The organism is Hymenobacter sp. 5516J-16 (assembly GCF_022919335.1).
GTDB classification, from domain to species: Bacteria; Bacteroidota; Bacteroidia; order Cytophagales; family Hymenobacteraceae; genus Hymenobacter; species Hymenobacter sublimis.
Genome location: NZ_CP095058.1, coordinates 3,804,305 through 3,827,136, shown reverse-complemented (window position 1 = coordinate 3,827,136; position 22,832 = coordinate 3,804,305). Strand labels below are relative to the sequence as shown.

Sequence of the window (22,832 nt, the reverse complement as noted above, 5' to 3'; positions counted from 1 at the left end):
CCACATACCACCAACTGGCAGCTGGCGGCACGTCCGGCCCCCGCTGAATTAGGAAGCACCGGTGGTTGTGGTGGTATCGGTGGCGGTTGTAGGCCGGCAGTTTTTGTTGCCTTTGGGCCCGATGTTCGGGGTTTCGCAGGCCGTAAGCAGGCCCAGCAGCACTGCGGCACCGGCCCGAAGGAGGAAATACTTTCTCATAAGAAAGGAGGAAAAGATGAAAAAAGCTAACGGCAACTTCTTGACAAACTGCCGATTGCCACCCAAACAGCTCACCCCACTGCTACTCAGACCCGCCGCCAGGCGTGCGCCGGGACGAACTCCGCAGGGGGCTACCAGCGCTAAAACTAATTTTCCCCTACCCCTCTCATGATTCCATCCGACCAGCCCCGGTAGAGAACCGACCGAAACCCAAACTGTATAGACTATTCTCCTGCTCTTCAGGGCCTTCCTCTTTCCTACCTAGCCATGGAGTAGTTTGACCAGCAGCGGGTTCTGGTTGCCGTTAACGCCTTGTGCAGTGGTAACGCCAAAGCATTTGGCGTGCTTCGGCGCTACCTTTTAAAATAAGGCAGAAGGAAGGAGGCCTTGACCTCGCTCAGCGTGACATGACTACCCGGCGTCAGGCCATGGGGTGCTTCGTCTCTGCTCGATGCGCAAAACGCTCGGCCTGACGGACTTGAAACTATGGTTTACTCGCTTTACTGGAACAGTTGAGTTTCCGCCCGGGCTGGCAAGCCGGCAGCGCCGAAGGCGGGGTGCTACCGCGTGAGGTGACTGAGAGGGTGATGGCTGCGGGCTACTTCCAGCGGCTGAAAAACTGGTCGAAGGATTCGCGGTACCCGTCGCTGACGGGAATGGTAACCTCCCCAATATGCACCGTGCCGCGCGTAACGGCGCTGATGTGGTTAAGCCCGACAATGTAGGACCGGTGCACGCGCATAAACTGGCGGGCCGGCAGGCGCTCCTCCAGCAGCTTCAGGCTCGACAAGGACAGCAAGGGACGGGTTTCGCTGCGGCGGTACACCTTCACGTAATCCTTCAGCCCTTCAATGTACAGGATGTCCTGAAACGGCACCCGCACCAGCTGGTACTCCACTTTCAGGTAGAGGTAGTCCTCGGCCGGCGGCGCCGGTACGGGAGCCACAGCGGGGGTAGCGGCGCGGGTTAGCTCGTAGTAGGCTTTGGCTTTCAGGGCCGCCCGCAGAAACTCATCGTACTCAAAGGGCTTGACCAGGTAGTCCAGGGCATCTACTTTGTAGCCATCGAGGGCAAACTGGTTGTAGGCCGTTGTGAAGATGATGCGCGGAGTGCGGGCCCCGCTGCTGCCTCGGTCCAGGGTGCGGGCCAGCTCCAGCCCGTTCAGGTCCGACATCTGAATATCCAGAAATAGCACGTCGATGTGGGCGCCGGGCTCGTGCAGGCCGCGCAGGGCTTCCACGGCGCTGCTGTAGCGCCCTACCAGCTTCAGAAAGGGAGTCTGCTCAATAAAAGCCGACACCAGCTTCAGGGCCAGGGGCTCGTCATCAACGGCAATGCAATTCAGGATCATAGACTAGCGCAACAATGTGATACACACAACTAGAACCCATCAGGCAACACGCTGAGTGGGTGGGGCCACCGCGGCCGGCCAGGCGTTAGAGCTGAAGCGTGAGCAGTACGTGGTACTCTCCGGCTGGGGTTTGCTCCTGCACCGTTAAGTGGTAGCGGCCGGCGTACAGCAGCTCCAGCCGGCGCCGGGTGTTTGTGAGCCCAATACCGCCGGCTTCCAGGGAATCGGGGCGCTCGGCAAAAACAGAATTGCACACCTCAAACTCTACCATGTTCGGTTCGGCCTCAGACTGGCGCAGCGCCACCTGTATGCGGCTGGGCGCGCCGGCGCGCACTCCGTGCTTGAAGGCATTTTCCACGAAGGGGAGCAGCAACATAGGCGCAATGGTCGCTTCCTGCAAGGTTTCGGGCAGGTCCAGCGCCACGCTTACCTCTTCGGTCAGGCGCAGGTGCATCAGGTCGATGTAGTCGCGCAGGAAGGTGACTTCGTGGCTGAGCAGGGCCGTTTGGGCGGGCGTTTCATAGAGTACGTAGCGCATCATCCGGGACAGGCGATGCAGGGCCGTACGGGCCTGGGTTCCGTCGATGAAGGTAAGGGAGTAGATGTTATTCAGCGTGTTAAAGAAAAAGTGCGGGTTGATTTGCGCCTTCAGCAAGGAAAGCTCGGTAGCCAAGCGCGCCTGCTCTAGCAGCTGACGGGTGTGTTCGTCGCGCTGGCTTTTCTGCACGGCGGCCACGCTCGTGCTTACCCCCAGCACAAACAGGGTAGTGAGCAGAATCCAGAGGTTGAAAAACCGGGCTTCGCCTTCCGGACCGTGCGGGCCAGGCGGGCGACCGGGCGCACCCGGCCCGTGGGGCCCGCCTGGCCGAAACGAATCAGGGGCCTGGGCGGACCTGGTGGGCCCGGAGCCGGCCAGTCGCGGGCGGAAAAAGCCGCGTGCCGAGCTTCGGAAAGCCGGCGAGGCACTTCCAGCTCGGCATCCAGACGCCAATGCGCCCATAGCACGGCCCCGGCCACCGCCGCGCCCACGCCCAGGTAAGCCAGCACCTGCCGGCGGTAGAGCAGGCGCGGTACGGCCCAGTGCACATTGGCGTAAAATGCAACCACAAGTAAGCCTAGCACCGCTGCCTGCTTCAGCCAGAAAACCCCGGGCAAGGGACTGGGCTGGCCGGGGGCGGAATAGACAAAATCAGCCCCACTACACTCCAAATCAGGGTGTGGAGCAGCAGGACGGGAGCAAACCGGGAGAGGACAACAGGCACGAGAAACGCGGGCAAACGACAAACCGCTGGTAAAGTACTACCGCCGCCGGTAGGCCGGCGCCCGGTTCCACCACCAGCCCGTATTCACCGACCAGCAGCCCGCTTTTATCGGCAGCAGCTCGTGGCAAACAGCGGGTTGCTCCCCCCGCCAGAGAGGTAGTACCTCACAAGCAGCGGGTAACTATACCCCTAAAACGAGCGGACAGTGAGCAACAAAAAACGCTAGGCCGAGCATGCTGCGCGTTAAGCAGCGCCGAAGCAGCCAGCGGGTGGCTAACGTTAGACGTACTATTACAAAGCCGCTACACGAGCTGCTTTAGCTCCGGCTCGGCATGACGCTCTAGCACGGCACTAGGCGCCTTCTGTTCACAGGTCCCTAGCTCGACTATAACGCCAGCAACGCATTTTCCGTATGTTTGTCTTGCCGGCCGTTACAGGTGTGTGTCTGCCGGCAAGAGCTACACCTATTGCATTTCAAGCCCCGGCTGACGAGCCGGGGCTTTTTATTTCTGCACGACCCAAGCGGCGTGTAGAAAGACGGTAAGCCACGCCACGGACACGAAAAAAGCCCGCTTCCCTGAGAAGACGGGCCTTTTTTGTACCAACACGTAGGTAAACAGCTACCGGTTCTGGCGCACGATGGTCGTATTGCCGTTGCCGGTTTGCAGTACGTCGCTGCTGTTGCCGCTGGCCCCCTGGTAGGTGCGGGCATCGTTGCTGTTTCCTACCTGGACCTGGCGGGCGTAGGAGTCGTTGGCTTCCTGGCTGATGTAGCCGTAGTTGCCCGAGCGAGTGGGGAAGCTGGCGGAGCCGCCTACCTGCTGGTCCTGCAGGGCCGTATTGCGGTTGCCCGTCTGCTCTACTACTGCCTCGTGATACTCCCCTTGCTGACTCTGGGTAGCTGCGTTGCGGTTACCCTCCTGCTCAATGGCAGCCTGTACAAAGCCGGCGTTTTGCTGGCGCTGCGTGGCCGTGTTGTTATTGCCCATCTGCAGAACAGTTGCCCCCGAAAATGCTGTATTGACCTGCGTTTGGGTGGCCTCGTTGCGGTTGCCATTCTGAGTAGCCGCAGCGCTTACTGACATCACGCCCGTCTGGCTTTGGGTAGCGGCGTTGTTGTTGCCAGTTTGGGTGGCCGTGGCCGCCACGGTGCCGAAAGAACCGGAGTGGTTTTGCGTTTGCGTAGCGGCGTTGTTGTTGCCGGTTTGCTGAATGAAGACCGAAGAAGACGCACTGCCCTGGCTGCTCTGCGCCTGCGCTGCCGCATTGTTGTTGCCCAGCTGACCAATGCTGGCGCTCATGATGCCACTCAGGTTCTGCTGCTGCTGGCTGGCCGCATTATTGTCGCCCTGCTGCAGCACGCTAGCCGAGGCCGACTGGCCAGAGCTGTTCTGCTGCTGGCTAGAGGTGTTGTTAGCCCCCAACTGCCGGGCCGCGGCAGTACCTCCGAACACATTGGTATTCTGGTCCTGAGTGGCGCGGTTGTTATTGCCTGTGCTCTGAAAAATGGTAGCAAAAGCATTGCGGCCGCTTTGGTTTTGGGTGGCATAGTTGGCCCCGCTTGCCTGCTCAATGGAAGCACTATGGCTGAAGCCCCCTGGTATTGGCTGGCGTAGTTGCCGTCGCTGTTCGCGGCAGTGGAGCCCTGCCGGATGCGGGCCCCATTAGCGCCCCGGCTCACATCCGAAAGCTGCACCTGCACGGCCTGCTGGCGGTTACCCATCTGGTCGGTTTGAGCCACATGCTGGCTGCCGGCCTGGGTCTGGGTCACCTCGTTATTATTGCCACTGCTACTGCCCCCATTCACGGCCGCGTCGTTCTGGCGGGCAATGGCCGTGTTTGAGCGGCCCGTTTGCTCCACCGTCACGCGGTTGTTGCTGCCGTAGCTGGTGGAGGTTTGGGTGTTGTCCTGCGCAATGGCAGCGCCGCTGGTCAGGAGAGCGGCCATGAGTACTCCGGTTTTTTTCATGCGAATACGGTATAACTGGTGGGGAAATTGAACACGCCCGACGGGCACCTATTGAACAGCAATATGTATAAAGATTTATATAAATATTCATAATAAAAATTAATTACATCCATTTTTACCTCAATAACAGCCCAACATAATTTCCTGACTATCAACATGCATAAGTCAACCAGGCTTGTCCGCTGAATTGGAGTAGGTAGCGCAGCTTTTGGCCCGCAAATCCTCCCGGCGGCCTGCACTGGTTTCCCTCCCGCTAGCTTCGGGGGCACGCGGCATGGCTCACCAGGCTTTGCCCGGACCTCTCGCCCGACGCCAGCGCCACTGGCCAAAGAAAATTTGGCAGTGTGGACCCAGCGGGTTTACCTTTGCCCCACTCAATTCTTTACCTGAAAGGATTGTTTTTATACAGAGGCGTGGAGAGACAGGCTCGACGAAACGCCGGCAACCTTCAGTAAGACTGAAACGGTGCCAACTCCTGACCATATAAAAACAACGTACCGTGAACCGCTTCCCGCACTTCGCCCCCGCTCCCGCCACCCCTGCTTCCGTACAGCATGGATGTTGTGGCACGTGTTGTTGGGCGGTCTGTACGCCGCTGGTTGGGTAGGTAAGAACCGCTGGGTACTGCTTTTGCCGCTGGCTCTTTGCGCGCAATGCGCTGCTGGTAAAACTACTACCTGACTATTTCCTCCCTAAGTAGACCAGCCCAGTAGCGCTGCTACTTTCCCCGCGGGGCTTTTCTTCCTACCTCGTTTCGCGCACCCAAGCTCCGGTTTCTCGGTTTGCCCGCGCCTTTCCGCCAGCCCCTACCCCGTCCGGGCTTGCCTGTTTTGCTGCCCGAATGAGGGCGGCAACTTCCGCTGATTTCTACTTTCTAGTTCTTCATTCTCCTCGCATGTCACAGTCTGTGAAGCCGATTGGCATTTATTTCGAACACCCCGAGTGGTTTAAGCCTCTGTTTGCCGAGCTGGACCGCCGCGGCCTGCCCTACGAGAAAATCGACGCCGCCCACCACCTCTTCGACCCGCTGGAAACCGAGAGTCGCTACTCGCTGGTAGTCAACCGCATGAGCTCCTCGGCCTACCTGCGCGGCCACGGTCAGGGCATCTTCCATACGGCCGGTTACGCTACCCACCTGGAGCGCATTGGTACCCGCATCATCAACGGCTCGGGCGCTACGGCCATCGAAACCAACAAGGCCCGCCAGCTCAGCCTGTTTGCCTCGCTGGGCCTGAAGTTTCCGAAGTCTTTCGTAATTAACCACGCCTCTCGCGTGCCCGATGCGGCCCGCCAGCTGCAATTCCCCATCGTGGTAAAAGTAAACATCGGGGGTAGCGGCGCGGGCATCATCCGCTTCGACACGATAGAGGGCGTAGAAGCCGCCGTGGCGGCCGGGCAAATCGACCTGGGCATCGACCAGACGGCCCTGGTGCAGGAGTACGTGACGCCCCGCGGCGGCAACATTCACCGCGTGGAAACTCTGAACGGCAAGTTCCTCTACGCCATGAAGGTGTACACCACTGGGGAGAGCTTCAACCTGTGCCCCGCCGAAATCTGCCAGATTCCGGAGGAGCCCGCCGCCGGCGACTTCTGCCTCACCGAGGCCCCCAAGAAAGGCATTCAGGTAGAAGCTTTCACGCCCCCGGCTGAGGTAGTGGAAGCCGTGGAGCGCATTGTGGCCGCCGCCAAAATCGACGTGGGAGGCATCGAGTACCTGATTGACGACCGCACCGGCGACGTACTGTTCTACGACATCAACGCCCTGTCCAACTTCGTGGCCGACGCCGTGAACGTGGTAGGCTTCGACCCCTACGCCCGCTTTGTGGACTACCTCGAAACCCAGATTGGCGCCCCAACCCCGGTAGCCAGCCGGCGGCCACTGATGCCGTATTCTCCACCCAACAGCCGGTAGCGGCTTCTATTCACTAAGCCATGCGGTACGGATATTGGATGCCCGTTTTTGGCGGGTGGCTGCGCAACGTAGAGGACGAAAACATGCGCGCCGACTGGGACTACGTGAAAACGCTGGCCCAGCGCAGCGAGGACCTAGGCTACGACCTGTCCCTGATTGCCGAGCTGAACCTCAACGACATTAAGGGCGAGGAAGCGCCCTCGCTGGATGCCTGGAGCACGGCGGCAGCCCTGGCGGCCGTCACCAAAAAAATTGAGCTGATGGTGGCTGTGCGGCCTACCTTCCACTCCCCAGCCCTCCTAGCCAAGCAGGCCGCCAACATCGACCACATCAGCAACGGACGCTTGAGTTTGAACGTGGTGTCGTCGTGGTGGCAGGATGAGGCCAAGAAGTACGGCGTGCACTTCGAGCAGCACGATGACCGGTACGCTCGCACCGCCGAGTGGCTGCACGTAGTCGACAACCTCTGGAAGCAGGACCACTTCACCTTCGAAGGCAAGTTCTACAAGGTCACCGATTCCATTCTGCAGCCCAAGCCCGTGTCGCGCCCGCGGCCGTTCATTTACGCCGGCGGCGAGTCGGAAGCTGCCAAGAACCTCATTGCCGCCCAGTGCGACGGCTACGTGATGCACGGCGACGAGCCCGCCGCCATCGGGCGCCGCATCCAGGACCTGCAGGAGCGCCGCGACCGGCTGAACTTGCCGCCCATGAAGTTCGGGGTAGCCGCCTACAGCATCGTGCGCAACACTGAAGCCGAAGTAAAAAAGGAGCTGGACCGCATCACCAACGTGCAAGGCTCGGCCGCCGGCTACAAAAACTACCAGCAGTGGCTGGCCGGCACCCAGCTCGAAAACCAGGTTTCCTTGCAGGATTACTCGGTTTCCAACCGCGGCCTGCGTTCCGGCCTCACCGGCACGCCCCAGCAAGTAGCCGACCGTATCGGTGCCTTCGAGGAGGTTGGTGTGGACCTGTTCCTGCTCCAGTGCAGCCCCCAGCTGGAAGAAATGGAGCGGTTCTCCGAAGCCGTGATTCAAGTGCTGGCGTAATAGAAGCTGACACGTATGGAAAAGGCCCCGCTGGTAGACAGCGGGGCCTTTTTGGTGACCCCACCCCAACCCCTCCCCGGTGGGGAGGGGCTTATTTTACCATTGCAACGCCACCAGTTGACACCGTTGTGGTGCTATCCTAAGCCCCTCCCCACCGGGGAGGGGTTGGGGTGGGGTTTGCTACTTGACCATACTACCTACCTTGGCATATGTCAGCGCGTCTACCGTCAGGCCGGCGGTAGAGCGTAGCTTGAGTTGGGTGAAAGGCTGCTTGGGGAAGAAGATTTCCGTCATTGTGGTCAGGCCGCCGTCGGCGAACAGCTCCACGGAGGCCGCATCAACGAGCAACGTCAGGTCGGCGGCGGGGCTGGTGGCCAGGCGTGGGGCGGGGTGGCGGCCGGCGAATTTGTCGCTGAAAGTGCTCAGGCCGGCCTTGGTGCGGTCGATGTAGTACTGGTTGGCCTGCTTATCGTAGCCAATAACCAGCTCCTCGCCTCCCGCATTCGACAATACCACGGCCATGTCTTGGAGCTGCTTGGTCGTGAGCTTGAGCTGAAACTGCGGGCCGGGGTTCTTGATCTGGTCGGCTAGGCTTAGCTCTGATTTTACCGTCAGGTTTTTCAGAATTTGGGCGGCTTGCAGGGCACTGGCTACCTCCTTGGCAGGCTGGGAAGTCAGGTAGATTTCCGGGCCGACTTGGCGCAGGGCCAGGTCTCGCGGGGCCGTCATGGCGTTGCGCCAGGGCGAGGTGGGCACCTGGTTGGCGTACTCCCAGTTGCTCATCCAGCCCAGGAAAATCTTGCGGGCACCGGTATTACTCCAGGTTACGCCGGCGTAGTTGTCCTTTCCCCAATCAACCCACTTCTGGGTAGTTGTGGTGGGCGTGAAGGTTTTGCCGTCGAACTGGCCCACGAAGTACTGGGTAGCCGAGCCGCCGTTGGGCCCGCCGGGGTTAATACTCACCAACAGCACCCAGTAGGTTTTGCCGTTCAGGGTCAACGGAAACAAATCGGGGCACTCCCACACACCGCCGTGGGCACCCAGCTTCTCGCCAAACTCGCTGAGCTTGGTCCATTGCTTGAGGTTGGGCGAGGAATAGAACGTAATGCGGTCCTTGGTGGCGAGGGTCATCACCCACTTTTTGGCCACCGTATTCCAGCTCACTTTCGGGTCGCGGAAGTCCTGGATGCCGGGGTTGGGTAGCACGGGGTTGCCCTCGTACTTGGTCCAGGTCTTGCCCTCGTCGAGGCTGTAGGCCAGGCTCTGGTACTGGTGCCGGTTGGTTTTCTTTTTCTCCTCGGGGTCGTTGTGGTGGGTAAAAATGGCGACCATAGCATTCTTGCCAAAGCCCGCCGTATTGTTCTCGTCGATAACGGCGCTACCCGAGAAAATCCAGCCCAGCTTATCCGGAAACAGGGCAATGGGCTGTTTCTGCCAGGTAATCAGGTCCTTACTCGTAGCGTGGCCCCAGTGCATAGGGCCCCATACCATGGCGTCGGGGTAGTGCTGGAAGAACAGGTGGTAGGTGCCCTTGTAGTACACCATGCCGTTGGGGTCGTTCATCCACATTTTGGCCGGACTGAAGTGGTAGGCCGGGCGGTACTGCGGGGTAGCGGGCGGCACAGGCGCCGCTGGTTGAGTTTGCCCCAGGGCCGTCAGGCTAACCAGGGACAAGGCTAGAAGTAGGGTCTTTTTCATATCGGGTGGATGGGAAAGGAAGTCAAAGTGGAGTGTTTGCTATGGATAGCAACGTCATGCAGAGCCGGAGGCGAAGCATCTCGCTCGAATCGTTGAATTAATTTGGCAACATCAGCCGAGCGAGATGCTTCGGCTGCGCCTCTGCATGACGTTCTTCAAAAACTGCCGCCCTAGCGTCTACACTGCCTGAACCGCCAGCAGCCTGGTTACATCGTGTTCCGTGAAGGTGGGAGTAGCGCCCTGGTGGGTGGCTACCAGCGCGCCGGTGGCGCAGGCGAAGCGCAGGGCTTCGCCGGGTTCTTGGCCGGCCAGCCAGCCTTTGAGCAAGGCTGCCAAAAACGCATCGCCGCTGCCGATGGTGTCCTTGACTTCGACGGGGATACCGGGGGCGCGGTAGAGCTGGCCGCCGGTCCAGAGCAGGGCGCCGACGGCCCCACAGGTCACGCAGACGGCTTGCAAATCGAACCGTTCGGCCAGCCACTGCATGGCGGTGGGGCGCGCCATTTCTGGCCCAAACCACGTCATGATTTCGGCTAGCTCGTGGTGGTTCATTTTCACCAGACTGGCCTTTTCGAGCAAGTGCTGCACCACTTCTTTGGTGTAATGCGGAGGGCGCATGTTCACGTCGAAGACCTTGAACCGGGCGTGCTCCAGCAGGCGATAGAGGGTTTCGCGGGTGCCGGCCTGGCGGGCGGCCAGGGAGCCGAACACAAACACCTCGGCCTGCCCCACCAGTTGCTCCAGAGCCGCGTCGTACTGAATGTAGTCCCAGGCAACGGGCTGCACAATCTTGTAGGTGACTTCCTGGGCATCGTCGACGTTGGCTTTTACGACCCCCGTCAGGTGGGTTTTGCCCCGCTGCACGAAGTCGGTGCGCAGGCCCTTGGAGGCAATGAAGTCGAGCAGCTCTGTGCCCAGCTCGTCGTCGCCCACGCGGCTGATCAGGTCCACGGGCAGGCCGAGCTGGTGCAGGTGCACGGCCACGTTGAAGGGCGCGCCGCCCGGCTGTTTGCCCGTCGGCAGCACGTCCCAGAGCACTTCCCCAAAGCAGACAATAGTTGGGGTCTTGGGGTCTTGGGGTCTTGGGGTCATGGATGCAAGATTAAGGTCGTAGGTGAGGACTTGGGGGTTTAGGATCTTGTGGGGACTTGGGTAAAGCTCAGGAGCATAACAGAACGTCATCCAAGACCCTAAGCCCCCAAGAACCCAAGCTCCTAATGCAGTACCAGCGTCTTTTCGAGCTGCTCCAGGCTGGTGCCCTTGGTTTCGGGCATCAGGCGCCAGACGAACAGCAGCTGCAAGACCATCATGGCGCAGAAGAAAGCGAAGGTGTTGCCGCCACCCAGCTTCTCGGCGAAATACGGAAACGTGAAGGCAATGATAGCCGCCATAACCCAGTGGGTAGAGGAGCCCAGGGCCTGGCCTTTGGCGCGCACCGTGTTGGGGAAAATTTCGGAGATGAACACCCAAATAACGGCGCCCTGCGAGAAGGCGAAAAAGGCAATGTAGACGAACAGCAACACCGGCACCAGCATGCCACCCAGGGCGCTAAAGTCCTGACGGTAAAAGGCCCAGGCCACCAGCCCCAAGGTCACAATCAGCCCGTAGGAACCGATGAGCATCAGCTTGCGGCGCCCAAACCGGTCGATGAACTGCCGGGCCAGCAGCGTGAAAGCGAAGTTCACCAGGCCCAGCCCGGCCGAGGACAGCAGGGCCGAACCCTTGCCCAAACCCGTCATTTCGAAGATGCGCGGAGCAAAATAAATAATGGCGTTGATGCCCGACACCTGGTTGAACACGGCAAACAGCACGGCCAGTAGTACGGGCCCGCGGTACTGGCGGGCAAACAACAAGTGGCCGCCCAGGGCCTCATCGGCGGCGTTGGTGGTCAGGATGCTGGCCACGTCCTGGTCGGCCTGGGCGGGGTTGATGAGGTGCAGCACCCGCCGCCCTTCCTCTACCCTATCCTGCCCAATCAGCCAGCGGGGGCTTTCCGGCACCCGAAACAGGAGCAGGAAGAACACCGCGGCCGGCAGCACCTGCACGCCCAGCATCCAGCGCCAGTCTTCGCTACCCACTCCCGTTAGGAGGTAGTTGGAGAGGTAGGCCACCAGGATGCCCAGCACAATATTGAACTGGAACATACTCACCATCCGCCCCCGCGACTCCGGCGGCGATACCTCCGAAATGTAGAGCGGCGCCGTCACCGACGAGGCCCCTACCCCCAGCCCGCCCAGGAAGCGGAACACCATGAAGGCTACCCAGTTGCTGGTCAGGGCCGCGCCCAGCGCCGACACAAAGTAGAGCACGGCAATCCAGATCAGCGTCTGGCGCCGCCCCAGTTTATCCGAGGGCAGGCCGCCGAAGATGGCCCCGAACACGGTGCCGATCAGGGCAATGGAAATGGTGAAGCCGTGCTCCACGGGGTTCAGGCTCCATACCTGCTGGATGGCCTTCTCGGCCCCGGAAATAACGGCCGTATCGAAGCCGAACAGGAAGCCGCCCAGCGCCACCACCAGGGACCAGAAGAAAACGTTGCTGTTTTTCACGGCATCGAAATTCAAGTTGTAGAACAAGACAGTTAACTTTTTGGAGTACCGCCGCCAGCTCCTGTTCCCTCGTCTTGCAGCTACAACGTGAGGCAGAAAGGCAGCGGTACCTTACCAAAACGACCTGCGTTGACAGAGCCGAGCATTTCCCAAATATCCTGCACCTGCCCAGTTCGGGCCTGCTTAATTCATTCAATGTCTTTCGAATTTGCATCAAGTGCAGAATTTACTATAACGCTCTATAATTCAGCAATATATCTCATACTAATAATAGCTACTTACGCTACCATTATCACTTCCGATACCTGATTTTTAAAATTGATACGCACTTGGTTCCGCCAAGGGCGCACGAAAATGAAAGCGCGGGCCCGGCTCCTGTTGGCAAGAGCTAGACCCGCGCTTCGGACGCGCGGATTCAGGTGGCCACCTACCCCGCCGTGGTGTGCAGGGCCCGGAACTCGGAGGGCGACACCTGGTAGCGGGCCTTGAAGGAGGTCGAGAAGTAGGACGGCGAGGAGAAGCCCAGCTGGTAGGCTACTTCGGCAATGGTCAGGTCGTCGTCGAGCAGGAGCTGGCGGGCCTTGGTCAGGCGGATGCCCTGGATGAAATCAGTAACGCCGGTGCCGAGCACAGCCTTCACTTTGCGGTAGAGCTGCACCCGCGAAATGCCCAGGCTGCGGGCCACGTCTTCTACGCTCAGTTCTGAGCGGTTGAGGTTGGCCTCCACAATGGCCGTGAGATTAGCTAGAAACTTCTGGTCTACCCGTTGCGGGGCTACCGTGGCCGTATTCACCGACAGCTCCCGGCGGAAATGCTCCCGCTGCTTGTCGCGGTTACGAAGCAAGGTGCGCAGACTTTCAAGTAGAAAGGCCGGATTGAAGGGCTTGGTGAGGTAGAGGTCGGCGCCGGCCTGTACGCCCTCCACCTGCTGCTCCGGGGCATTGCGGGCCGTGAGCAGCACCACCGGAACGTGGGACGTGCGCCAGTCGGCCTTCAGTTGGGCCACCACTTCCAGCCCACTCAACTCAGGTAGCATCACGTCGCACACAATCAGGTCCGGAATGGTTTCGGCGGCCAGGCGCAGGCCGGTAGCCCCATCCGTGGCCGTGCTGACCTGAAAGTGGGGCCGTAGCTTCTGGGCCAAAAAGGCATTGACTTCGGGGTTGTCTTCGATTACTAGCACCAGTGCCTCGCTGCCTGTACCCGCCGCCGCCGGCCCTACCCCCGCATCGGTAGCCGAAGCTGGGGTAGCAATATCTTCATCGAGGAGGAAGGCGGCCGGTACTTGAGTGAGGCTGATTCCGGAACGCAGCTCGGCGGGTAGCTCCAGTGGCAAGGTCACGACGAAGGTGCTACCCCGGCCCGGTTGGCTGGTGAACGTAAGCTGGCCCTGGTGCAAACGGGTGAGACCCAAGGCCAGGGCCAGCCCCATGCCGGAGCCCCGGGCCGCGGATTGCTGGCCCTGGTAAAACCACTCAAAAATGTGCGCTTTGTCGGCCTCCGAAATGCCCGCGCCGGTGTCCTCCACGCTTACCCGCACCATGCGCTCGGTGGGCAGGGGCTGGAGGCTCACGGTAATTTGGCCCCGGTCGGGCGTGAACTTTAGCGCGTTGCTGAGCAGGTTGAAAAACACCTTGTCCAGAATGTTCCCGTCAAACCAGACCAGGATGGTAGGCTCAGCGGGCAGGAAGCGCAGACTGATGCCGCGCTGCCGGGCGGGCCGCTCGAACACGTCCATGATTTCGCGCACGAAGGCCACCAGGTTGCCCTCGGTGGCGCGCACCGGCATTTTGCCCACATCAATCTTGCGGAAATCCATGAGCTGGTTTACCAGTTGCAGCAGGCGCTGGGCGTTACGCCGGATCAGGCCCAGGTCGTGGCGCTGGGCCGGGAGTAATGCGGGGCCGCTGGTGAGCATCTCCTCCACCGGCCCGAGAATAAGTGTGAGCGGGGTGCGCAGCTCATGGGAGAAGTTGGTAAAGAAGCGCAGCTTGGCTTCAGTTTCAATGCGGGCCTGCTCAGCGAAGGCCTGAATCTGGTTGCGTTGGGAGAGAATTTCCTGGTTTTGCTCCTCCAGCTGCCGATTAATGCGGCGGTTGGCCCGGAAGGCCCGCCACACCAGCAGCCCCAGCACCGCCGCCCCCAGCAGGGCCGCCGCCAGTACGTACAGCACCGTTTGCTGGCTGGCATAGGTGGCACGCTGCTGGTGCAGGAGTTGCTGCTGGCGCTGAATGTCTTGCTGCTGACTAGCCAGCTTTTCAGTTTGCAGCTTCATGGTCAGCACGTTGGTCGAGTCGATGACCATGGTACTGAGTATGTTTTCCTTGTTGAAGGGCGCGCGGCGCAGAATGCGCATTGCCGTGCGAATGGCCTCCTCCCCGCCGGGCGAGTACAGCAAGGTGGCCTTGATAATGCCGTCTTGCACCAGCTCAATACCACCGCGCGGGCCGGGCAGCCCGTCCACGCCCACAATCTTCACCTCCCGATCGAGCCCCAGCTGCTTGCACACCTGGTAGGCGCCCAAGGCCAGCCGGTCGTTGTGGGCGAAGATGAGGTCAACCTCGGGATGGGCGCGCAACACGGCGGGTAGCCGCGCCAGCACCGAAGGACGCTCCCAGTTGCTGTTAACCTGCGCTACCAGCCGCAGGCCGGGGTAGGCGGCCAGGGCTTGCGCAAAGCCTTGATGGCGGTCGGTAGCCGGCGAGGAGCCTGGAGCACCCAGCACTTCCAACACCTGCCCCCGTTGCCCCAGCAGGTTGGCTACGTAGTTGCCGGCGGTGTGGCCAACCTCCACGTTGTTGCCGCCTACAAAGGCCGTGTATAGCTTGGAGGTAGTCCGCCGGTCGAGGATAACGACTGGGATGCCCCGGTTGTAAACCTCTTCTACAATGGGAGTTATCGGCTCGGTTTCGTTGGCCGAAACAATCAGCAGGTCAATGCCTTCCTGAAGGAACTCCCGTATTTGCTGCTCCTGCAAGGCGCTGTTATACTTGGCATCCTTGAGGCGAAAATCGACCTCAGGGTAGAAGCTCAGCTCCTTTTTCATGCCGGCCAACATCGCCTGCCGCCACGCGTCGCCGTTGGTGCACTGCGAAAAGCCGATGACATACTTGGGAGGCGGCGCTTTGCGGGCGCAGGCCACACTTCCCAGCACTAGACCAACGAAAACGACAAAACGCGCAAGGAAAGACGCCGCGGGGGCAGGAATACGCATGGGCAACGGGCTGCATCGGGCCTCTACTTAGCGGCTCGGCAGGCTAAAGTTCAAGATATTCCGTGAACAATCCTTACTGCATTTACCCTCGTCTTCCTCTCGGAGCTTGCCGGCACTGGCCAGCCACTTCTGCCGCTGCCGGCACCCGCGGCTGGCGGCCCTACCTGCCCTTATTCGGTACTACTCTCAGGAATGAATAAGGGTAGGTAGGACCGCAAGCGCACAAATGGGTCTTACGCCGCGCACTTTGTTGTACCCATTTAAAGTCCCGTGTGCGTTGGGGCTTCGGGTTATTTTGAAAGCGAGCCTGCAGCTACCAGCCAAAGCGCCAGACTAATGCGCCGAGCAGCAGCGTACCCAAGCCCAGCAGCAGCCAGCCAAGGGTTGAAGCGTCTAGTACTGGCGGTGGTTTGCGAGGATGGCGAGGCATGAGGGGAGGTAGTGGGTTCCTAACATACGCATATTAGTCTGCTCCCAGATTCAATGCCGCGTGTTACGCCTCCTGCCCTAGCCTAACGAACAAGCGGTTACTACACCGGAAACGTCACGGTGAAGGTGGAGCCCACATCCGGCGCTCTGGTCATGGCAATGGAAGCGCCGGCGTTTTCAATCAACCGCTTAATCATGTACAAGCCTACCCCTATGCCCTCCACATGCGTGTGCAGGCGCTGAAACACACCAAATAAGCGTTGCTGCTGGCCTTCACTGAGCCCCAAGCCATTATCCAGCACGCTTACTACAACCGTATTGGTCAGCTGCTCAGCCTGCAGCCACGCGCGCGTAACACCTCTTTTCGCCTCTTGAGTTCCGTTTCTTGCTGGCGCAGCTACCCGGCAAACAAGCTTTTTACTAGCTCTAAGACGGGGCAGCGAGTAATCCGGTGCTTGTCATCAGGCCCTACCCCACGGCGGGTGGCCCTACCCGACGGAAGCCCGGGTTTGCTTTCCTGATTCTGCCCACAGCTACCACCGGTTATGTTGCCTAGCCAACCCTAATGATTCTGCGGTAGGGTGCTACTGCCAGGCACAGCAGCAGCGACGCCTGGCAGCGTGCAACAGCCAGCTATTCAAGGCAATAAAAGCGAGTCGCTACCCGCATAACTTTTTGGCAAAGCCACCGGGTAGGTCAACCAAGCAACGTTCCAGCGGGTATAGATAAACCGCCTGCTTAGGCTCACGACGCCAACCTAGCCTACTGCTTCCCTGCGCCCTGAGGCCAAGCCAGTTAGCTACTACCCAACCCTGCCTTTTTCACCTTTTCACTTACGTATACCTACCACTTCTATGCAAGCCCTCCCCACGAAAGCGTACGGCGCGACCGGCTCTATTTTTAATGGCCTGAAGCCCATGGAAATTGAGCGCACGCCGCCTCAGGCCGATGAGGTACACATCGATATTCTCTATTGCGGGGTGTGCCACTCCGATCTGCACCAGGTTAAAAACGACTGGCACAATACCATTTATCCCTGCGTGCCGGGCCATGAGATTATCGGCCGCGTGATTGGGGTAGGCAGCGCCGTAACCAAGTTCAAGGCCGGCGACGTGGTGGGCGTGGGCTGCATGATTGACTCCTGTGGCGCGTGCAGCGCCTGCCAGGAGGGCGAGGAAAACTACTGCGAAGGCCCCGTGAGCTGGACGGCTACCTACAACGGCTACATGAAACCCCAGAACAAGGACTTCAATACGTTTGGGGGCTACTCCACCAACATCGTGGTAAAGGAATCCTTTGTGCTGCGCATTCCCGAGGCGCTGGATATCAAAGCCGCCGCGCCCATTCTGTGCGCCGGCATCACCACCTACTCGCCCCTCAAGTACTGGCAGGTTGGCCCCGGTAGTAGCGTGGCAGTGGTGGGCATCGGTGGGCTGGGCCACATGGCCGTGCAGCTGGCCCGGGCCCTGGGTGCCACCGTTACGGCCATTACCCGCGACGCCGATAAGCAAACCGACGCCGAACAACTAGGCGCCCATCAGGTGCTGGTTTCCACCGACAAGAAGGCGATGGAAGCCTACGAGTTGCAGTTCGACTTCATCCTCATCACCATCCCCGACGCCTTCGAGGTCAACGACTACGTGAAGCTGGCCAAACGCAACGGCGTCATTACCACGGTGGGCCTGATTGGACCCTACAAGGCGCCACTAGACAACCAGGAAATAGCCATGCACCGCCGCTCGGTGGCTGGTTCTGTTATCGGCGGCATTGCCGAAACGCAGGAGGTGCTGGAGTTTTGCGCTAAACACCAGATCCTGCCCGAGGTGGAGATGATCCGTATGCAGGACATCAACGACGCCTACGACAAGATGCTAGACAAGGAGGTACGCTTCCGCTACGTCATTGACATGCAATCCTTGAAGGACGCCGAGTAGCCTTGCTACCTCGCCCCTCCCTTTCTGAACGCATCCTAACTCCGCAGCAACGGGGCTGCCCAGCTAGTTACTTCACCTTCCTCACCTTTTTCGCATTATGCCTACCTCCCAAACTGTGCTGATTACCGGAGCCTCCAGCGGCATCGGCTTTGAACTCGCCCGCTGCTTTGCCCGCGACGGCTACCGCCTTATCCTTTCAGCCCGCCCCGGCGGCGACTTGGAGCAGGCTGCCCAACAAATTCAGCAGGAGTTTGCCGGCGTGCAAACCCTCGTCATTCCCGCTGACTTAAGCACCCACGAGGGGCCGGTGCACCTTTTCGAGGAAACCCAGCGCCAGGGCCTGCAGGTAGATGTGCTGGTTAACGACGCGGGCTTTGGCGAAGCGGGCCTATTTGTGGAAACCGATTTGCACAAGGAAATGGGCATTGTGCACGTAAACGTGCTGGCGTTGATGACGCTTACCAAGCTGTTTCTGCGCGAGATGACCACCCGCAACGCCGGCAAAATCCTGCAACTGGGCTCCGTGGTGTCGTTTTTGCCTAACCCGCGCCAAGCTGTGTACGCCGCTACCAAGGCCTTTGTGCTCAGTTTCTCGGAGGCTCTGCAACAGGAGCTGAAGGAAATGAAGTCCGACGTGACCATGACGGTACTTTGCCCGCCCGCCACCGAAACCGACTTCTTCCGCGTGGCCAATGCCGAGGACACCAAGGTGGGCCAGAGTAAGAAAGCCACGGCCCAGGAAGTAGCCGAGGGCGGCTACAAAGGCCTGCTCAACGGCGACGCCCGCGTGCTACCTACCTTCGGAGCCAAAATGAACTTCGCCTCCAGCGCCCTGTTCCCCGACTCCATGCTCGCCGCAATGATGAACATGCAAATGCAGCCCGAAAAGGAGTAGCTCAAGCAGTCGGAATCATAAAGAAAAAGCCCGGTCAGTAGCTGACCGGGCTTTTTCTTTGAGCACTACCTCAGTGCACCTCTTCTTTTTGTAATAGCTGGATGCCCTTAAGATGCACCGCGCTTAAGCTGGCCGCACCATATTGTCCGAGTTCTGTAAAAGGCCAAGACAAGTTGCTGAAGTTGTGAACTGTGCAGGCAATGTTCTGAATACCAAGCCTGCACAGTTCACCTACCCGTAAGCCCAGGTTATATGGCTTGGCCTTACCCACGGATCAGCTTATTGAAACGCCGCCTTCAGCCGGGAGGCCGCAAAGTCTTGGGCTTCGATGGCCTTGGGTACGACGTCGTGGGTGCCGAAGAATTCGTGAGTAGTGCCGCTGTAGAGCATGTACTGAGTGGCCACGCCCACCTGCGTGAGCTTGTCGCGCAGCTGCTGGCCCTCGGTGAGCAGCGGGTCAATTTCGGCGGCAATGATGGTGGTTGCTGGCAAGCCGCGCAAATCGGCCACGTCTACCAGGGAGATAAGCCGGTTGTCGCCGTCGGCCATGGTACGGAAGTAGTTCATGGTGAAGTACTGCACATTCGGCCGGTTCAGCGGCTGGGCGTTAGCATATTGGTTGTAAGAAGCCGTGTTCAAGTCGTTGTTGGCCACGGGGTATACCGACAGAATGTGGGTGGGTAGCGTCAGGCTGCGCTCCTTAGCCAGCAAACTCACTCCTACGGCCATGTTGCCCCCAGCCGACTCGCCAGCTACGGCTACCTTGGCCGGGTTGCCACCGAAGGAAGCGGCATTGTCGCGGGCCCATTTGTAGGCCGCATAGGCGTCTTCGTGGGCCGCCGGGAACTTGGCTTCGGGTGAAAGGCGGTAGTCCACGTTCACCACAATGGCGCCGGCTTTTTCCGCCAGAGCTTTAGCGGAGGGCTCATACACGTCTAGTGAGCCAATGACCCAGCCGCCGCCGTGGTAGTACACCACTACCGGAAACGGGCCGCTGCCGCTGGTGGGCGTGTAGATGCGCACCAAGATGCCATCCGGGCCGACTGGGGCGTGTAGGCGCCCGGAATCAGGCGCTGGGTGGTCGTTACGGCGGCGGCGCGGGCTTCGCGGTTGTTTTTGCGCAGCAGGGTTTCTACCGCATCCGTAACCGAGGGCGCCATGCGGGCCTGCCGAGGCGAGAGGGTGGGCAAGGGCGGCGTGCCAAACGCTACGAACTGCTCGATGACAGCGCGCATCTGCGCGTCCATGTTCTCGCTGAAGGGCACGCTGGGGCTGCCGGCGGGCTGAATCAGGCCGGGCTCGGGCTCCTCGTTGTTGTCGTCGTTGCAGGCAGGCAGGGTTGTTCCTAGCAGCAGCAAGCAGGCGAAAATGCGCCCCAACGCTTGGTCAGCTGCCAGGAAAACAACGCAGCGTGATGATGTGAAGCAGAGTGGTTTTTCATGAATGGGTATGAGTAGTGAAGTAGGTAAAGCAGAGGAAAGGGCCCGCAAGTGGCCTGATGACGTACCGAGCGGGTAGTTGGGGTAGACACTCACGGCCGGCTCGCGAGTAGCTTTAAGCCCTGCAGCTTTGGAACGTGACTGTAGCTTATGGCAACTGCAACATCCTCCTGATGCAGCCCTCGAGGTAGAGCGGGTCAAGTGCGGAGTAGTGCGGGCGCAGGTGCCGGGCCTAGTCAGCTACCCCGATGTGCTGAGGCTACACCCTACCCAGCGCCGGCGCTTCTAAACTTGTTGGCAGGGAATACATAAGGCCGCGGCGGCGCAGGCGTAAGATGAATTCCTGATCTGCCTGGTAACAGGTAGTAGGCTGCATAAGAAAAAGTAAGCGGCAAGGCGAGAATGAAGCCGTAGCCTGTCGGCCCGGACGTAGCCTGCCTACGCTACTTTCGTTCTGCACGTAGCTCGACAAGGGACGAGTAGGACTATTTACGGGATGAATGGTACACTAGGCGCAAAATCCTACCCCTCTTTATAGCGCGAAGCCCTTTAAAAACCGCTGAATATTATCGGCGTACCCGCGCGACGATGTTAGGTGGGTGCCATCGAGCAGGGTGAGCAGGTACTCGCCACGAGTCCAGGGGCGAAGCTCCTTGAGGTAGCGCGTGTTGACGACCACGGAGCGGTGCACCCGCAGAAATCCTTGCGGATCAAGCCGACTTTCCAACTGCGCGAGCGTGGCGCGTAGCTGGTGCTGCCGCCCGTCGGCGTGCACGGTTACGTAGTTGCCACGTGCTTCCAGATACTGCACCTGCTCGGCGGCCACGAAATAATAGTGGCCGGGTTGCTTGACCAGCAATTGCTCGGCGGGGGCTACTGCCGCTGCTTGGCGTTGAGTCAGCAAGCGGCGCAGGTGAGCCAGGCAGCCCTGAAACCGCTCCTCATCAATGGGTTTGAGCAGGTAGTCTACGGCATGAGTTTCGAAGGCCTGCAGGGTGTACTGGTCATAGGCCGTTACAAATACCACCAGCGGCCAGGGCCCCTCCCCTTCCAGCTGGCGCAGCACCTGCACGCCGCTTAAGTCCGGCATTTGCACGTCCAGAAACACTACGTCCACCACCGGGCCCTGCTGCAGCGCAGCTAGGGCTTCGGCTCCATTGCGGCACTCCCCGCTGATGGTGAAGTCGGGGGCTTCACTCAGCAGCTGGGCCAAGCGCCGGCGGGCCAGGGGTTCGTCATCGACAAGCAGGGTACGGATGGGTTCCAAAGCAGGAGCGGCGAGGTTAGGGGGTAGTGCTGAAGGGTAGGTCCAGCCAAACAGTGAAGCCTTGCGCCGGGGCGGTGTCGATGCGCAAGGCCGCACGGGCACCGTAGAGGGTACGCAAGCGTTCTTCCGTGTTGCGCAGGCCAATACCCCAGGCTCCGTCGGGACCGGGGGCTCCCGGTCCGTCATCGTACACGGCCAGTTGCAGCCGGTCGCCCTGGCGAGCCGCGCGCAGGCAGACGGTGCCGCCATCCGGATTGCGGGCAATGCCGTGGCGAACGGCATTTTCTACCAACGGTTGCAAGAGCAGGCTGGGCACCAGTGCGGGCCGGGCCTGCGAATCCACCTCGTAGCAAAGCCGAAGCCGGTCGCTAAAGCGGATCTGCTCAATTTCCAGGTAAAGTGCCGTGAACTGCAGCTCTTGCTCCAGCGTAACCTGCTGGGCATCTGAGTGGTCGAGCACCACGCGCAGAAATTGGCCCAACTTACCCATCATGCGTTGCCCGGCCTTGGCATCGTCGCCGGTTAGGGCTGCAATGGCGTTTAGCGCGTTGAAAAGAAAATGCGGGTTCAGCTGCATTTTAAGTGCCTGTAGCTGAGCCTGAACCAGTTGAGTTTCCAGTTGGGCGGCTTCGAGGCTGCGGTTGCGGTACCGGTCGTAGTACTCCAGGGCGTAGGCGGCCAGCAGCAGCATCCAATACATGGGCACCCACACGTTGAGGGAAGCCACTATGGCAGACCAACTTACTTCCGTGCCGGGCACGGCCAGCAGCCGCAATAAGAGCACATATGCCGCCCGGTACCCGAGCGTCAGCGCAATGCCTACCCCAATGTGCACCAGGAATTTGGTTAGCCAGCCGCGCCGGCCGGCCGTCAAATCAAACCGCGAGGCGAGGGCAAATACTACCGGCGTAAGCAGGGCCCAGAGCAAGCTGTGCAGCAAGGGCACCAGCACCACCGTCCGCCAGTGCACTGCCGCGCCCCGGCTAACGGCCTGGCCGTAGACAAGCCCCATCATGAACAGGGCAAACAACAGCCAAGCCAGCGCGATGCGTCCCCATTTAATGCGTTCCAGGTGCAGCATAAGCGGCTCTTTGGCACCGCGCAGGTGCTGTAGGGTAAAAACAACGGTCAGTTTCGGCCTGTAGCCGTAGCCAAGTAGCCTCAGCGGGCAGGCCCACCAGGAGCAGTAGCCCTACCCCATCGGGTACTACGTGAGTAAGCGGGCAGCTGGCTGATGTTGCGGGGCTGCAGAGGCGGTTGGGGCGAAGTTGCTGCCGCCAATGGCTTTGATGCGGCCCGCGTTGTAGAACTCTTCCATGGCGCGCCATGCACCGTGCACGTTGCCGTAGGGCTGGTGAATCAGGTAGAGGTCGAGGTACTCCAGCCCGAGCTTCGGCAGGGACGTTTTAAAGGCCTGTTTGGCCCCTTCGTAGCTGGCATCTTGCACCCACAATTTGGTGGTAATGAATAGGTCTTCGCGCGGCACACCGCTCCGCCGGATGGCCCGGCCCACGGCCTCCTCGTTCCCATAAGAAGCAGCCGTATCAATGAGCCGGCAGCCGGCTTTCATAGCCTCTCCTACGCTGTTTTCGCACTCAATAGGGTCAGGAACTTGGAACACGCCAGAGCCCAACAGGGGCATTTTCACTCAGTTGCTTAATTCTACTGT

The 22,832-nt window shown here is 60.1% G+C and carries 19 protein-coding genes and 1 riboswitch; of the genes, 5 read left to right on the top strand and 14 right to left on the bottom strand.

Annotated elements, in window-relative coordinates:
• Positions 1 to 48: 48 nt before the first annotated feature.
• The 5 genes from MUN84_RS18950 to MUN84_RS18930 form a co-directional block, all read right to left on the bottom strand.
• Entirely contained in the window at positions 49 to 198 is a 150-nt protein-coding gene (locus MUN84_RS18950; RefSeq protein WP_244695525.1) for a hypothetical protein, read from the bottom strand.
• Between the two features lie 598 nt (positions 199 to 796).
• Positions 797 to 1,549, bottom strand: a complete 753-nt coding sequence (locus MUN84_RS18945) for a LytR/AlgR family response regulator transcription factor (RefSeq protein ID WP_244695524.1) — start codon at positions 1,547 to 1,549, stop codon at positions 797 to 799.
• Positions 1,550 to 1,634: 85 nt separating this feature from the next.
• On the bottom strand, positions 1,635 to 2,306 hold the full coding sequence (locus MUN84_RS18940; protein ID WP_244695523.1) for a sensor histidine kinase: 672 nt from the start codon (positions 2,304 to 2,306) through the stop codon (positions 1,635 to 1,637).
• On the bottom strand, positions 2,294 to 2,656 hold the full coding sequence (locus MUN84_RS18935) for a hypothetical protein (RefSeq protein WP_244695522.1): 363 nt from the start codon (positions 2,654 to 2,656) through the stop codon (positions 2,294 to 2,296). The genes MUN84_RS18940 and MUN84_RS18935 overlap by 13 nt, the downstream gene beginning before the upstream one ends.
• A 775-nt stretch (positions 2,657 to 3,431) precedes the next feature.
• Entirely contained in the window at positions 3,432 to 4,265 is an 834-nt protein-coding gene (locus MUN84_RS18930; RefSeq protein ID WP_244695521.1) for a hypothetical protein, read from the bottom strand.
• A gap of 149 nt (positions 4,266 to 4,414) precedes the next feature.
• Here MUN84_RS18930 and MUN84_RS18925 point away from each other — a divergent pair, with 149 nt between their 5' ends.
• From MUN84_RS18925 to MUN84_RS18915, 3 genes are all read left to right on the top strand, one after another.
• Complete coding sequence (locus MUN84_RS18925; RefSeq protein ID WP_244695520.1) at positions 4,415 to 4,654, top strand: hypothetical protein; 240 nt, start codon at positions 4,415 to 4,417, stop codon at positions 4,652 to 4,654.
• A gap of 524 nt (positions 4,655 to 5,178) precedes the next feature.
• Positions 5,179 to 5,270, top strand: a riboswitch (SAM riboswitch).
• Between the two features lie 405 nt (positions 5,271 to 5,675).
• Positions 5,676 to 6,692, top strand: a complete 1,017-nt coding sequence (locus MUN84_RS18920) for a RimK family alpha-L-glutamate ligase (RefSeq protein WP_244695519.1) — start codon at positions 5,676 to 5,678, stop codon at positions 6,690 to 6,692.
• Positions 6,693 to 6,712: 20 nt separating this feature from the next.
• Positions 6,713 to 7,738 (top strand): LLM class flavin-dependent oxidoreductase, encoded by a 1,026-nt coding sequence (locus MUN84_RS18915; protein WP_244695518.1) that lies wholly within the window; start codon positions 6,713 to 6,715, stop codon positions 7,736 to 7,738.
• A 180-nt stretch (positions 7,739 to 7,918) separates the two neighbouring features.
• Here the strand turns inward: MUN84_RS18915 and MUN84_RS18910 are convergent, their stop codons facing one another.
• From MUN84_RS18910 to MUN84_RS18890, 5 genes are all read right to left on the bottom strand, one after another.
• Positions 7,919 to 9,436 carry a glycoside hydrolase family 32 protein gene (locus MUN84_RS18910; protein ID WP_244695517.1) on the bottom strand — a complete coding sequence of 506 codons (1,518 nt, stop codon included), beginning with the start codon at positions 9,434 to 9,436 and terminating at the stop codon, positions 7,919 to 7,921.
• A 177-nt stretch (positions 9,437 to 9,613) separates the two neighbouring features.
• Positions 9,614 to 10,528 (bottom strand): carbohydrate kinase family protein, encoded by a 915-nt coding sequence (locus MUN84_RS18905; protein WP_244695516.1) that lies wholly within the window; start codon positions 10,526 to 10,528, stop codon positions 9,614 to 9,616.
• Positions 10,529 to 10,650: 122 nt separating this feature from the next.
• A complete protein-coding gene (locus MUN84_RS18900; protein ID WP_244699053.1) occupies positions 10,651 to 11,985 on the bottom strand; it encodes a sugar porter family MFS transporter in 1,335 nt (444 codons plus the stop codon).
• A gap of 427 nt (positions 11,986 to 12,412) precedes the next feature.
• On the bottom strand, positions 12,413 to 15,199 hold the full coding sequence (locus tag MUN84_RS18895) for a substrate-binding domain-containing protein (protein ID WP_244695515.1): 2,787 nt from the start codon (positions 15,197 to 15,199) through the stop codon (positions 12,413 to 12,415).
• Positions 15,200 to 15,729: 530 nt separating this feature from the next.
• Positions 15,730 to 15,930 carry an ATP-binding protein gene (locus MUN84_RS18890; RefSeq protein WP_244695514.1) on the bottom strand — a complete coding sequence of 67 codons (201 nt, stop codon included), beginning with the start codon at positions 15,928 to 15,930 and terminating at the stop codon, positions 15,730 to 15,732.
• A gap of 552 nt (positions 15,931 to 16,482) precedes the next feature.
• On the opposite strand from MUN84_RS18890, the gene MUN84_RS18885 reads away from it, so the two are divergent.
• Together MUN84_RS18885 and MUN84_RS18880 are read left to right on the top strand one after the other, a co-directional pair.
• Positions 16,483 to 17,562, top strand: coding sequence for an NAD(P)-dependent alcohol dehydrogenase (locus tag MUN84_RS18885; RefSeq protein ID WP_244695513.1), 1,080 nt, complete (start codon positions 16,483 to 16,485; stop codon positions 17,560 to 17,562).
• 97 nt (positions 17,563 to 17,659) lie between these two features.
• Positions 17,660 to 18,457, top strand: coding sequence for an SDR family NAD(P)-dependent oxidoreductase (locus MUN84_RS18880; protein ID WP_244695512.1), 798 nt, complete (start codon positions 17,660 to 17,662; stop codon positions 18,455 to 18,457).
• A 279-nt stretch (positions 18,458 to 18,736) separates the two neighbouring features.
• Here MUN84_RS18880 and MUN84_RS18875 read toward each other — a convergent pair whose 3' ends face one another.
• The 4 genes from MUN84_RS18875 to MUN84_RS18860 all read right to left on the bottom strand — a co-directional run bounded on the left by MUN84_RS18875 (position 18,737) and on the right by MUN84_RS18860 (position 22,784).
• Positions 18,737 to 19,786 carry an alpha/beta hydrolase gene (locus tag MUN84_RS18875; protein WP_244699052.1) on the bottom strand — a complete coding sequence of 350 codons (1,050 nt, stop codon included), beginning with the start codon at positions 19,784 to 19,786 and terminating at the stop codon, positions 18,737 to 18,739.
• A gap of 642 nt (positions 19,787 to 20,428) precedes the next feature.
• The gene (locus tag MUN84_RS18870) at positions 20,429 to 21,163 is read right to left on the bottom strand and encodes a LytR/AlgR family response regulator transcription factor (RefSeq protein ID WP_244695511.1); all 735 of its coding nucleotides are present in this window, start codon (positions 21,161 to 21,163) and stop codon (positions 20,429 to 20,431) included.
• A 16-nt stretch (positions 21,164 to 21,179) separates the two neighbouring features.
• Positions 21,180 to 22,244: a sensor histidine kinase gene (locus tag MUN84_RS18865; protein WP_244695510.1), complete on the bottom strand. Its 1,065-nt coding sequence runs from the start codon at positions 22,242 to 22,244 to the stop codon at positions 21,180 to 21,182.
• A gap of 126 nt (positions 22,245 to 22,370) precedes the next feature.
• The gene (locus tag MUN84_RS18860; RefSeq protein ID WP_244695509.1) at positions 22,371 to 22,784 is read right to left on the bottom strand and encodes an aldo/keto reductase; all 414 of its coding nucleotides are present in this window, start codon (positions 22,782 to 22,784) and stop codon (positions 22,371 to 22,373) included.
• Positions 22,785 to 22,832 lie beyond the last annotated feature (48 nt).

Coding starts and splice junctions, on each gene's coding strand:
- MUN84_RS18950 (WP_244695525.1), bottom strand. CDS start 198: ATGAGAAAGTATTTCCTCCTTCGGGCCGGTGCCGCAGTGCTGCTGGGC.
- MUN84_RS18945 (WP_244695524.1), bottom strand. CDS start 1,549: ATGATCCTGAATTGCATTGCCGTTGATGACGAGCCCCTGGCCCTGAAG.
- MUN84_RS18920 (WP_244695519.1), top strand. CDS start 5,676: ATGTCACAGTCTGTGAAGCCGATTGGCATTTATTTCGAACACCCCGAG.
- MUN84_RS18915 (WP_244695518.1), top strand. CDS start 6,713: ATGCGGTACGGATATTGGATGCCCGTTTTTGGCGGGTGGCTGCGCAAC.
- MUN84_RS18910 (WP_244695517.1), bottom strand. CDS start 9,436: ATGAAAAAGACCCTACTTCTAGCCTTGTCCCTGGTTAGCCTGACGGCC.
- MUN84_RS18905 (WP_244695516.1), bottom strand. CDS start 10,528: ATGACCCCAAGACCCCAAGACCCCAAGACCCCAACTATTGTCTGCTTT.
- MUN84_RS18895 (WP_244695515.1), bottom strand. CDS start 15,199: ATGCGTATTCCTGCCCCCGCGGCGTCTTTCCTTGCGCGTTTTGTCGTT.
- MUN84_RS18885 (WP_244695513.1), top strand. CDS start 16,483: ATGCAAGCCCTCCCCACGAAAGCGTACGGCGCGACCGGCTCTATTTTT.
- MUN84_RS18880 (WP_244695512.1), top strand. CDS start 17,660: ATGCCTACCTCCCAAACTGTGCTGATTACCGGAGCCTCCAGCGGCATC.
- MUN84_RS18865 (WP_244695510.1), bottom strand. CDS start 22,244: ATGCTGCACCTGGAACGCATTAAATGGGGACGCATCGCGCTGGCTTGG.